Source organism: Streptomyces sp. KR55, assembly GCF_052245645.1.
GTDB classification, from domain to species: domain Bacteria; phylum Actinomycetota; class Actinomycetes; order Streptomycetales; family Streptomycetaceae; genus Streptomyces; species Streptomyces flavusporus.
The window spans coordinates 15,653-27,209 of the sequence record NZ_JBQQCE010000077.1; the positions used below are offsets into that span (position 1 = coordinate 15,653).

Genomic DNA, 11,557 nt, shown 5'->3' on the forward strand with positions numbered 1-11,557 from the left:
GGCCTGTCCAGCGGATCATGCTGCAGACGCGGGGTCTGGCACGCCCTCCCCCACTCTCGGCTTCTCCCCCCTTCTCGACTTCGCTCGAGCGGGGGGACCCCCCATGCGCGGGGAACCCCCATCGCCCCCGCTCACCAGGGCTGATCAGTCACTGTCGCTTTCCTGCGACCTGATCCGCCGGACAGGCCCTGATCGCCCTGCGCAAAGGTGCGCCGGTACTCGCTCGGCGTGGTGCCGAGGATGCGCTGGAAATGCAGCCGCAGATTCGCACCGGTGCCGAGGCCGACGTCGGCGGCGATCTGCTCGACACTGCGTTCCGAACGCTCAAGCAGCTCACGGGCCACGTCGATGCGTGCCCGCATGACCCACTGCATCGGCGTGTACCCCGTGTCCTCGACGAAGCGCCTCGAGAACGTGCGCGGGGAGACCGCTGCGTGCCGGGCGAGCACCTTGAGGGTGAGGGGCCCGCCGAGCCGGTGCAGAGCCCACTCGCGGGTGGCGGCGAACCGCTCGCCGAGCGGCTCGGGTACGCTGCGCGGCACATACTGCGCCTGACCGCCGCTGCGGTAGGGGGCCGCGACCAGGCGCCGGGCCGCGTGATTCGACGCGGCCACGCCGAGGTCCCCGCGCAGAATGTGCAGGCACAGGTCGATACCCGAGGCGGCGCCGGCAGACGTCAGCACGCTGCCCTCGTCGACGAACAGAACGTTCTCGTCGACCCGCACGAGCGGATGCTTCGCCGCGAGCGCCCGCGAGTAATGCCAGTGCGTCGTGGCGCGCTTGCCGTCGAGCAGACCGGTGGCGGCGAGCGCGAACGCGCCCGTCGAGATGGCGGCGAGCCGGGCGCCCCGGCCGTGGGCGGCGAGCAGCGCGTCGACGACGGCCGACGGCGGGTCGTTGCGGTCCGGGAACCGGTAGCCAGGGATGAAGACGATGTCGGCCCACGCAAGCGCGTCGAGGCCGTGGGCGACGTGGTACGACAGGCCGTCGCCGCCGGTCACGAGACCGGTTTCCGCACCGCACACCCGCACCTCGTACGGCATGCTCGCCCGAGTCGTGAACACCTGTGCAGGAATGCCGACATCGAGCGGCTTCGCACCCTCGAGCACAAGGACGGCGACGCGATGCAGGGCGGAGGATGGCACGGGAAACAGGGTACGAGGGGTGTGAGGCCGACCCGTTCGTCCTTACCGACGGCGCTGGGCTATGTGACGTACCGCCAGATGCTGCCGTCAGGCATGATCCACGAGTTGCGCGAAGCCCTTCTGGCGGGCGCAGTGCGCACAGCAGAAGAACTGCCCGTCCGTTTGGAGACCGTGGCCGAGGATGCGGCACTGGCAGTTGTCGCAGACCGGTGCCATCTTCTGGGCGGCGCACTCGATGCTGTCGAAGGTGTGGACTGCTCCTCCTGCGGCGCGCACTTCGAACGACATCTCGTAGTCGTTGTGGCAGACCTCGCACACGGCCATGAATGGTCAGCTCCTCGTTGTTTGGGGAATGGCAAGCTGGATCGCCTGTGAACGGCGTCCCTGGAAGGTAGCGACGAGACGCTCAGCACCCGGGACGGCACGTTGGCCCGCACCCGACCGGCATACATGAAATCACTCTGCTGGGCGCGGGAAGACGCTATGGGTGTGGCGGCCGCTCCCTCTTGCAGTGTGCCGCTGGGCTGCGGGTACCGGTGTCATTCAGGACAGCCTTCACTCGTCCGCCAAAGGAGGTGGCTGGGATGCGAGTGCGCGATTCGGTGGTGGTGGTGACGGGTCGGGAACTTGTAGCCCTTGGCGTAGTCGAACTTCTCAACCGCCCGGATCAACCCGACGGAGGCGGGGAAGAGGGGGCGCAGGGCGATCGATAGCCTGCTGGGGGAGCGGACGGAGGATTCTCCAGACGCCTCAGAGTGCCTCGTTTCCCGGCTGCGGACGGGCTCGTCGCCATGTGGCGCGAGACGCACGCCGTTCGCAGCATGACCGTCCGCCTATCAGTGCATCGAGGACTGTTCCTGTGCCTCTGAGAGCAATGTATCGAACATAAATCGAGCATCGCGAGGTGAGGACTGACCTTGACGCGCGAGGCCCATGTCGTGTGACTGAGCAATACATCTGGCGGATGAGCACTGAAGCTGTCGGACTGTGCATTTGAGTTGGCCGGGCAGGGTAGCGCCCAGGAGGGATGACCAGGGCCATTTCACTCGACTTCCCGTTTTCGGCCTGTGGGCATGGTGCGTTGGCGGTGTGGACAGCTGGCTGTGGCTCGGGCCTTCTGCGACGGGGGAGGCGTGGTCGCACTTGGTCGGGCTGGGCGAGCTTGCTCTGCCGTGCGGGCGAACGGGTACGGTTCCGGAGCAATGCTCGGGACGCCAAACGAAGACCGGCACTTGCATGCTCCGGGACGAACTGCCTCAGACGGTTGAGGACGCCTCTTTCACACCCTGCGGAGTTCGATGACCGTGATGTCGGGTGGCGCCCCGACCCTGATGGGTGGCAGGGACGCTCCGACTCCGCGGGAGACGTAGAGCTGGGTGCGGTCGATGATGGCCAGTCCGGCCGTCACGGGCTGGGTCAGTGGTACGAGCAGGTTGCCGGGGAAGAAGGCCCCGCCGTGGGTGTGTCCGGAGAGCTGAAGATCGACTCCATGTCGGGCCGATTCGTGCACCTGTACGGGTTGATGGGCGAGCAGGACGACGGGGTGGGAGTGGTCGCGGTCGCCGAGGGCCCTGTCGTAGTCGGGCGCGTCGTGATGCTGTTGACCTTCGACGTCGGTGACACCCGCGAGGTCGATGGCTCCGTTTCGGTGTGTGATCAGTGACCGGGTGTTGCGCAGTGTGGTGACACGGAAGTCGGCGAGTGTGTCGACCCAGGCGTCCACGTCGTGGCGGTAGTCATGGTTGCCCGTGACGAAGAAGGCACCGTGGGTCGAAGACAGCCGGGTGAGCGGCTCCGCGTGGGCGGCCAGGTCTTCGGCGCGGCCGTCGGACAGATCTCCCACGATGGCGACGAGGTCGGGAGACGTGTCGTTGATCATGCGGACCATGCGTGCGGTGTGCGCACGGCCGAAGAAGGGCCCCAGGTGCAGGTCACTGGCCATCGTGATGCGCATGCCGTCGAGTGAAGGGTGCAGTCGGCGCAGGGGCACCGGCACGACCTTCACATCGGGTGCGCCCAGGCCGCGGTGGAAGCCGTAGCCGGTGGTGGCCGCGGCGGTACCGGTGGCGAGCAGCGCGACCGACCGGACCAGGACCTGTCGGCGGTCTACCATCCGTGGTGTTTTCTCGAGCGGGCGGGGATGTGAGTCCTCGGGGACCGAAGTGGCAACGGACCGCACCTGGAGGACGACCGGTACCCGAAGGGCCCGCGCGGGGACTGCGGGACCGGATCCGGAACGTCGCCGCAGCGCACGCGCCGTGAGGCGTACCGGGATCTCGAGGATGACGAGGATCATCAGCAGGTAGGCGGCGAGGGCGACCCAGACGAAGGCGGGCCAGGCCAGCCACGCGATGCGTGCCGGATTGGCGTACTGGGCGGCGAGGACACCGGCGGGTACCAGGGCGGTGAGGGCGACGGCCGTGGCCTGTCCCGCGCGGCGCAGGCTCGGGGAGGCCGTGACGTTCTTGACGAGCCGCAGGTAGAGGTAGCGGTGCCCGGCGGCTGACAGGACGATGCTCGCCGCGGCGACAGTGACTTCCTGCGCGAGGGTGCTCACCCTGATGCCTTAGGCCGGACGGCTGGGAGAGAGGCGGGCTGTCCGTTGCGGCTGGTGGGGTCAGGATGTCGGGGCATGGGCGGCGAAGGCTCCGGGAGAGTGGTCGGGGCGGATGGTGTGGCGGCCGCTGTGTCGTGGGCCGACTGGTGATGCGGCTTCGAGAACGACGCCTGAGACGCCGGTTGTTCGGATGGGGCAGGGTGGGGCAGCGGGCCGGGTGACCCGGCCGGCTGCTCAAACGGAGTGTTGTGACGCGGAGAAGAACCCGCGCAGGTTCCCGCGGAAGTCGGGCGGCTGTTGGCCTACCAGGTGACGGGGAGGCTGGTGACGCCGTAGACGGACATCTGCTGCCGGAAGGGGACTTCCTCGAAGGGGATGGCGAGCATCAGGCCGGGGAGGCGTCGCAGCAGTGTGGGGATCGCAACCTGCAATTCCATCCGGGCGTGGTTCTGTCCCAGGCATTGGTGGACACCGAATCCGAAGGCGAGGTGGGCGCGGGCGTTGTGGGTGAGATCGAGGAAGTTGGGGCGGTCCGGCAGCAGAGCGGTGTCGCGGTTCCCGGCCGGGAGGCTGACGATGATGCCGTCACCAGCCCGGATGTTCTGTCCCGCGACCGTGAGGTCCTCGGCGGCGACCCGGACAATGACGTTCTCGACGATGGACAGGTAGCGCAGCAGTTCTTCGACGGCTCGGGCGATGACGGCCGGGTCTTCTGCGTCGCGCAGGAGCGCGAGCTGTTCGGGGTGGCGGAGCAGGGACAGGGTGCCCAGGGCGATGGTGTCGGCGGTCGTCTCGTGCCCGGCGATGAGCATGAGCAGAGCTATGGAGGTCAGCTGTCGGCTGGTGAGTTCGCCGGTGTCGACGCGTTCGGCGACGAGCCGGCTGAGCAGGTCGTCGCCGGGTTCGGTCGTCTTCTTGCTGATCAGCTCGTGCAGGTAGGTGCCGAAGAGTTCGCCGGTTGTCCTGACCTGCTCGGCGGGCAGGGACATGTCGAGCAGCCTGTTGCTGCAGTATTGGAAGAAGGCGTGGTCTTCGTAGGGGACGCCGAGTAGCACGGCGATGACGCGTGAGGGCACGGGCAGGGCGAAGTCGGCGACCAGGTCGGCCGGCTGGCCCTTGACGACCATCTCGTCGAGTGCGTCGTCGACGAGCACCTGTACCTGGGGGCGCAGTGCGTTGGCACGCTTGGCGGTGAAGTCGGCCGTGAGCATGCGGCGTTGCCGGGCGTGCTCGGGGTCGTCCAGCCGGACGAAGGGCGGCTCCTCGTCGGGCTGGTCCTGGGCGGCCGGGGTGAGGCGGGGCATTCCGGGGTTGCGGCTGTCGGCACTGATGCGCGGGTCGCTCAGGACGGCGCGAATGTCTTCGAAGCGGGTCACCACCCAGGCGGTGGAGCCGTTCCACAAGGTGGCGCGCTGCAGCCCTTCGCGCTTCTGCCAGTCCCCATAGTCCTTGGGCGGGTCGAACGGGCAGGCGGACGGCCGGGCCTGTGGGAAGCGGGGGTGCACAGTGGTGTGGTGGTGAGGGCTGGTCATTGTCTCTCCCTTCATCGGGCGGGCGCTGGTGCGGGAAGTGCGTCGGCCCATTCGGTGCGACGGGCGAGGGCGCTGCGCCATGGGCGGATGGCTTTGAAGGGCATGTTGATCGAGAGCACACCGGACAGACGGCGGCCCCGTCGGTAGCCGATCAGCGCCCTGCCGTCGGCCAGGTCGCCGTCGAGGAGGGCGGTCTCCTCGTGTCCCCGCAGGTATCCGTAGGACTGGATCTTCAGGTCGTACTGGTCGGTCCAGAAGTAGGGCACGGGGGCGAGCGGGCGGGGGGACGTCGGGTGCAGAAGGTTGTGGGCGGCGGTGATGCCCTGTTCGGAGGCGGCCGTGCGGTGTTCGACCCGCATGGCGCAGCCGAAGAGCGGGTTGTACCAGCGGGCCACGTCGCCGACCGCGTGGATGCCGGGTCCACAGCGGCTGTAGGCGTCGCAGACCACGCCGTCGCTGATGTCGAGGCCGCTCACCCGGAGCCATTCGGTGTTGGGCAGGGAGCCGGTGGCGATCAGTACGGCGTCGGCGGGCAGATGCCGTCCGTCGTGCAGCCGGATGCCGGTGACGGCTCCACCGGCCGTGTCGAGCGCTGTGGCTCGCACTCCGGTGTGGACGCGTACGCCGTTGTTGCGGTGTATCCCGGCGAGGAAGCGGCCCGCATACTCGCCGATGCTGCAGGCCAGCGGTACCGGGCCCGGTTCCACCAGGGTGACGTCGACGTCGTGCTGCCGAGCGGCGGCCGCGACCTCGGTGCCCACGAATCCGCCGCCGACGATGACCAGGCGGCTGCCGGGCTGCAGGCAGTCCCGCAGTGCGAGAGCGTCCTCCACCGTGCGCAGGACATGCACGTCGGCCGTGTTCTCCTGGCTGGGGAAGGGGCGGGGCCGCACACCGGTGGCGATGACCAGTCCGTCGTACGGCACGGTGTCGCCGTCGGCGAGGGTGACGGTGCCGTGTCGCGGGTCGAGGGAGGCGGCGGCGGTACCGAGCCGGAGGTCGAGGCCGAGTGCTTCGAGCTCCTCCTCGGGGCGCAGTAAGAGCTGTTCGGGTCCCCACTGTCCGGTCAGGATCTGTTTAGACAGGGGCGGCCGGTCGTAGGGCAGGTGGTGTTCGTCGCCGATCAGGGTGATGTGTCCGGCGAAGCCCTGCTGGCGCAGTGAGCCGACCGTGGCCAGCCCGCCTGCCGAAGCGCCGACCACGACGATCCGGTTCACGAGTCTTCCAGGCGGATGGCCGCGGCCGGGCAGACGACGACTGCTTCCTGTACCTCGTCCCTGTTCCCGGGCGACGGCGAGGTGTCGAGCAGGACAGCGATGCCGTCCTCGTCCCGCTGGTCGAAGACGTCCGGGGCGACCAGGACGCACTGCCCGCTGGCCACGCACTTGTGCTCGTCGATGTGAACGTTCATCGGCAGGTCTTCCTCCGCTTGTTCCGTGGAGTCCGTGCCGCACTCCGGTAGTCATCTGTGCCGAGCGGGCGCGGCGGTTGGGTGGGGTTGGTCTCTGGCTCGGCGTGTGCGGCGGTATGCGGTGTCCGGGAGGCATCCGGTACGAGGGGCGGTCGGCGCCGGCCGCCTCACGGGACCGCACCTTTTCGTGAGGTGCCTCATCAACGCTAGCATATAGTGTGGTACCTCATTAGTTTGGGAGAGGGGTGAAGAAGCGATGGCAGCAGACGTGTCCGAGGTCGGACTTCGCTATCTCCGGCTGGCCGGCCAGGTCCGGCGGCAGATCGACGAGCGACTGATGACCGGACGGCTGTCGCTGTCACGGTTGAAGCTCCTGCAGGCCGTGGACGGGCTCGGCCCGGTCAATCAGGCCGGCCTGGCGGGACAGCTCGGCAAGGCGCCGCGCTCGGTGACCCAGGCCGTCGACGCCCTGGAACGCCAGGGTCTTGTGCGCCGCAGCCCCAGCGCCACCGACCGTCGGGCCAAGATGGTCACCCTCACCCCTGCCGGCACAGCCGCGCTGTCCTCTGGACTGGCCGCGGGCAATGAGGCGCTGCGGCAGGCGTTCGGTGGCCTCGGCGCCGCACGGCTCGCGGCTCTGGCCGCGCTCCTGGACGTCATCGACGAGCACGTCGGCACGGAATACGCGCCACACCCCGCCCCGGAGCAAACCCCGCGGTAGGCACGGGTCCGGCCCGGCGACATGGCCGCGTCGGGCAACGCCGCTCGGGACCGGTGCGCGGGCGTGCCCACGGGGTCACTGCGGACGGGCCAGGCCCACGTCGTAGGCGAAGATGACGGCCTGCACCCGGTCGCGCACCTCGATCTTTCCCAGAATGCGGCTGACGTGGGATTTGACCGTCGACTCGGCCAGGTGGAGGTGGGTGGCTATCTCGGCGTTGGACCACCCCGCGGCGACGGCGGCGAGGACTTCGCCTTCGCGTGCGGTCAGGCCAGCCAATTGGTGCTGCTGCTCGGGGCTGAGGGCGGCGGAACCGGGCGGGCGCTGTGATCGCGAGGTGGTGAAGGTGTCGATGAGCCTGCGGGTCAGGCTCGGTGAGATGACGCAGTCGCCGGCCGCCACCGCTCGGATACCGACGACGAGTTCCTCGGGGCGTGCGTCTTTCAGGAAGAAACCGGTGGCGCCGGCCCTCAGGGCCTCGTAGGCGTATTCGTCGAGGTCGAAGGTGGTCAGGACCAGGACCCGGGAACGGCCGCCGGACTCGACGATGCGCCGGGTGGCCTCGATACCGTTGACGCCGGGCATCCGGACGTCCATCAGGACGACGTCGGGGCGGAGCTGCGCGGTCAGGCGGACGGCCTCCTGGCCCTGGGCCGCTTCGCCGACCACCGACATGTCCGGCTGCGCTTCGAGCAGCATGCGAAAACCCAGTCGCTGCAGGGTCTGGTCGTCGACGATGAGGACGGTGGTCATATGCGGTGCTTCTCCGTGACGACGGCGGACAGGGTGCGGGAGGTGCTCAGGATGGTGTGGACGCGCCAGCCGCCCGCGGCGGTCGGACCGGCTTGGATGCGCCCCTGGTAGAGGGCGGCGCGCTGACGCATGCCGACCAGGCCCTGTCCGCCGTGCCGTTCGCCGTCCACCGCGCGCGGTGGGCCCGTGTCCTCGACCGTGACGTGCACCGATTCCTCGCCTCCGCGCAGGTCGACGGAGACGGTGGTGTCGGCCGCGGCGTGCTTGAGGGTGTTGGTGAGGGCTTCCTGCACGATGCGGTACGCGGTGAGCTGGAAGCCGGGGCTGAGGGAGGTCAGGTCCCCGTCGGTACGCAGGTCGGCGGTAAGGCCGGCGGCGCGGACGCGGTGGAGCAGGGCGGGCAGGTCCTGGAGGGTGGGCTGCGGGGAGAGCGGGGTGGTGTCGCTCTGCGTCGTGGGATCGTCGATCACGATGAGCAGGCGGCGCAGTTCCGCGAGGGCCTCGCGGCCGCTGTCGCCGATGAGGCCGAGGGCGTCAGCGGACTTCTCGGAGCGGGACTTCGCCAGGGCGGCGGCGCCGTCGGCGAGTCCGACCATGACGGCGAGGGTGTGGCCGAGGACGTCGTGCATCTCGCGGGAGACACGGGTGCGTTCCCGGGCCGCGGCCAGGCGGGTCTGCTGGTCCCGTTCGGTCTCGAGGGCCACGATGTACGCCTTCGCCAGGCGTCCGGTGAGGGCCAGTCCCGCGCAGGCGGTGACGGCGAGCATGGCCAGCAGCGTGATCATCTCGGGGCGCTTGGCGTGCTGCAGGTGGCCGCTTCCCCAGAACGCCGCGGTCCAGACGATGAGTTGGGCGGCGGTGACCGTGCAGGCGAGGGCCAGCTGGCGGGGTCTGCCGTAGCGGCCGACGTTGTAGAGCGCGACGATCCGGGCGGCGTCGGCGCCGTTGAGGACGTTCAGTGGCAGCGCCAGGACGGAGGCGGCCGTGGTGAGGGCGAACACCAGGCCGGGACGGCGTTCGCGCCACAGCAGCGGGACGGTGTAGGCGAGGGTGAGGGCGATCTCGGCGGGCAGGTGGGTGCGGTTGGCCGGGTTGAGCAGGGAGGGCAGCCCGAGGACGGCGCAGAAGACGGGCACAGCCCACCGCCGCACCCGGGGGTGGTGGCGGTCGAGCATCCGCCACGCGGCCAGCCCGCTGATGATCGACACGGTGACGCGGTGGTCAGGATCGCTGGTCAGCGACTGCGGAAGCCGGGACGCATGCGGGGAGGCGCCGCGTGCAGGCACTTCGGTGGTCGGATCGGTCATGACGGGTTCGGGCCCTTTCGCTGTCCGGGCAGACCGCCCGCCGGCCCTCGGGGGAAGAGCCGACGGGCGGGGTCGAGGGGGCCGGGCGGGTGCCTACCCGAGGGGGGCGGGCGCCGCCGGCTCCTGTGCGGCCGGCGCGGGGAGGTGGGCGTGGCGGTCGCGTTCGGCCAGGGCGCGACGGAGCTTCTCGCCCTCCACGTCAACGTTGGGCAGAAGGCGGTCGAGCCAGCGGGGAAGCGCCCAGGCGCGCGCGCCGAGCAGGGTCATGACCGCGGGCACCAGGGTCATGCGGACGACGAAGGCGTCGAAGAGGACCGCGGTGGCGAGACCCATGCCGATGGACTTGACCAGGGCGACGTCGTCGAGCAGGAAGCCGGCGAACACCGAGATCATGATGACGGCGGCGGCGGTGACCACGCGGGCGCCGTGCCGGAACCCGGTGACGATCGCTTCGGTGGGGCCGGCGCCGTGGACGTACGCCTCGCGCATCCCGGAGACGAGGAACACCTCGTAGTCCATGGCCAGGCCGAAGACGACGCCGATCAGCAGGATGGGCAGCAGGCTGACGATCGGCGCGGTCTCGTCGATGCCGAAGACGTCCTTGAGCCAGCCCCACTGGAACACGGCGACCAGCACGCCGAGGGTGGCGACGACGCTGAGCAGGAAGCCGGCCGCGGCCTTCAGCGGGATCAGCACGGAACGGAAGACGAGCAGCAGCAGAACCAGGGCGAGGCCGACGACGATGGCGAGGTAGGGCACCATCGCCTCGCCGAGCTTGGCGGAGACGTCGATGTTGAGAGCAGTCGTGCCGGTCACCATGACCTGCGCGCCGCTGTCCTTCTCCACCGCGTCGCTGCGCTCGCGTATGTCGGCGACTAGGTCGACCGTCTCCTGGCTGGTGGGTGAGCTCTCCGGCACCGCGGTGAGCAGGGCGACGTCACCGGCCTCGTTGAAGACCGGGGGCCGCACGGTGGCGACGGCGTCCAGGCCGTCCAGCATGGCGGAGGTGTCCGTGGCCGCGGCCTTCGCGTCGGTGCTGCCGCGCGCGTCGACGACGACAGTGAGCGGGCCGCTGAAGCCCGGCCCGAAACCCTTGCTGAGGGTGTCGTAGGCCACACGCTGGGTGCTGCCGGGGGCGGCCATGCTGTCGTCGGGCAGGGTCAGCCGCAGCGACAGCGCCGGTATCGCCAGCACGCTCAGGCCGACGACGGAGGCCAGCAGCATCTTCCAGGGGTGCCGGGTGACGAAGCGGCCCCAGCGCACGCCCATCGTGTCGCGCCGGCCGTGCTGCGCGGCGCGCATGCGGCGGGTGGTGAGGCGGCCCTGGGCGACGCGGGTGCCGGTGAAGCCCAGCGTGGCCGGCAGCAGGGTGAGAGCGACCAGTACGGCGATGGTGATGGCGAAGGCCGCGGCCAGGCCCATGGTGGTGAGCATCGCGATGCCGATGACGCTCAGACCCGCTAGCGCGATGATCACCGTCAGGCCGGCGAAGACGACGGCCGAGCCCGCGGTGCCCAGGGCGCGTCCGGCGGCTTCCTCGGGCTCATGGCCCTCGCGTAGTTCCGTGCGGTAGCGGGAGACGATGAACAGGGCGTAGTCGATGGCCACCGCCAGACCCAGCATGAGCGCCAAAGTTTGCGCGTTGGAGGCCATGTCGACGAACGACGATGCGACGGTGATGGCGCACAGGGCCACACCGACGCCGACGATCGCGGAGAGCAGCGGCAGCCCGGCCGCGACCAGCGATCCGAAGGTGATGACCAGGACGAAGGCGGCGACCAGCAGGCCGATCAGTTCGGCGGCGTTGCTCTCCCCCTCCTCTAGCACCGCGTTGCCGCCCAGGCTGACGTTCAGGCCCGCCTTCTCACCCTTGTCCGCCACCTCGCGCAGGGCGTCCGACGCGGCGGAGGTGAGGTCGGCCTGCGGCACGCTGTAGGTCACCTGGGCGTAGGCGATGCTGCCCGTGGAGCTGACCAGGCCGCTGGCGAAGGGGTCGGCGACGCTCGCCACCTGCGGAGCCTTCCGCAGATCGGCGACCAGGGACTCCACCTGCCGCTGGTGTGCGGCGGACGTCAGCTTCCGCCCGTCCTTCGCCTCGATGACCACACGGGCCGTGGCGCCGGAGGCGGAG

Annotated in this window: 9 protein-coding genes and 1 pseudogene; 1 reads left to right on the forward strand and 9 read right to left on the reverse strand. The window is 69.9% G+C overall.

Annotation, left to right across the window (positions count from 1 at the left end; genetic code table 11):
• Positions 1-191: 191 nt before the first annotated feature.
• From ACTWQJ_RS14085 to ACTWQJ_RS14110, 6 genes and pseudogenes are all read right to left on the reverse strand, one after another.
• Positions 192-1,145: pseudogene (locus ACTWQJ_RS14085) on the reverse strand (GlxA family transcriptional regulator); the annotation flags it as partial.
• Between the two features lie 87 nt (positions 1,146-1,232).
• Positions 1,233-1,469 (reverse strand): hypothetical protein, encoded by a 237-nt coding sequence (locus ACTWQJ_RS14090; protein ID WP_443306971.1) that lies wholly within the window; start codon positions 1,467-1,469, stop codon positions 1,233-1,235.
• A gap of 955 nt (positions 1,470-2,424) precedes the next feature.
• A complete protein-coding gene (locus ACTWQJ_RS14095) occupies positions 2,425-3,702 on the reverse strand; it encodes a metallophosphoesterase (RefSeq protein WP_443306972.1) in 1,278 nt (425 codons plus the stop codon).
• Between the two features lie 302 nt (positions 3,703-4,004).
• Positions 4,005-5,234 carry a cytochrome P450 gene (locus ACTWQJ_RS14100; protein WP_443306973.1) on the reverse strand — a complete coding sequence of 410 codons (1,230 nt, stop codon included), beginning with the start codon at positions 5,232-5,234 and terminating at the stop codon, positions 4,005-4,007.
• Positions 5,235-5,245: 11 nt separating this feature from the next.
• Positions 5,246-6,451, reverse strand: a complete 1,206-nt coding sequence (locus ACTWQJ_RS14105; protein ID WP_443306974.1) for an NAD(P)/FAD-dependent oxidoreductase — start codon at positions 6,449-6,451, stop codon at positions 5,246-5,248.
• Positions 6,448-6,645, reverse strand: a complete 198-nt coding sequence (locus tag ACTWQJ_RS14110) for a ferredoxin (RefSeq protein ID WP_443306975.1) — start codon at positions 6,643-6,645, stop codon at positions 6,448-6,450. The genes ACTWQJ_RS14105 and ACTWQJ_RS14110 overlap by 4 nt, the downstream gene beginning before the upstream one ends.
• A 256-nt stretch (positions 6,646-6,901) precedes the next feature.
• On the opposite strand from ACTWQJ_RS14110, the gene ACTWQJ_RS14115 reads away from it, so the two are divergent.
• Positions 6,902-7,366: a MarR family winged helix-turn-helix transcriptional regulator gene (locus ACTWQJ_RS14115; RefSeq protein ID WP_443306976.1), complete on the forward strand. Its 465-nt coding sequence runs from the start codon at positions 6,902-6,904 to the stop codon at positions 7,364-7,366.
• Between the two features lie 75 nt (positions 7,367-7,441).
• Here the strand turns inward: ACTWQJ_RS14115 and ACTWQJ_RS14120 are convergent, their stop codons facing one another.
• The 3 genes from ACTWQJ_RS14120 to ACTWQJ_RS14130 form a co-directional block, all read right to left on the reverse strand.
• Positions 7,442-8,119: a response regulator gene (locus ACTWQJ_RS14120; RefSeq protein WP_443306977.1), complete on the reverse strand. Its 678-nt coding sequence runs from the start codon at positions 8,117-8,119 to the stop codon at positions 7,442-7,444.
• Positions 8,116-9,426 (reverse strand): sensor histidine kinase, encoded by a 1,311-nt coding sequence (locus tag ACTWQJ_RS14125; RefSeq protein WP_443306978.1) that lies wholly within the window; start codon positions 9,424-9,426, stop codon positions 8,116-8,118. Before ACTWQJ_RS14125 ends, ACTWQJ_RS14120 begins: the two co-directional genes overlap by 4 nt.
• Positions 9,427-9,519: 93 nt before the next feature.
• The coding region (locus ACTWQJ_RS14130; protein WP_443306979.1) for an MMPL family transporter at positions 9,520-11,557 on the reverse strand (2,038 nt) is incomplete at its 5' end.

Bases quoted from the DNA above. Each gene is read 5' to 3' on its own strand.
- ACTWQJ_RS14090 (WP_443306971.1), bottom strand. From the start codon at position 1,469: ATGGCCGTGTGCGAGGTCTGCCACAACGACTACGAGATGTCGTTCGAA.
- ACTWQJ_RS14100 (WP_443306973.1), bottom strand. From the start codon at position 5,234: ATGACCAGCCCTCACCACCACACCACTGTGCACCCCCGCTTCCCACAG.
- ACTWQJ_RS14110 (WP_443306975.1), bottom strand. From the start codon at position 6,645: ATGAACGTTCACATCGACGAGCACAAGTGCGTGGCCAGCGGGCAGTGC.
- ACTWQJ_RS14115 (WP_443306976.1), top strand. From the start codon at position 6,902: ATGGCAGCAGACGTGTCCGAGGTCGGACTTCGCTATCTCCGGCTGGCC.
- ACTWQJ_RS14120 (WP_443306977.1), bottom strand. From the start codon at position 8,119: ATGACCACCGTCCTCATCGTCGACGACCAGACCCTGCAGCGACTGGGT.
- ACTWQJ_RS14125 (WP_443306978.1), bottom strand. From the start codon at position 9,426: ATGACCGATCCGACCACCGAAGTGCCTGCACGCGGCGCCTCCCCGCAT.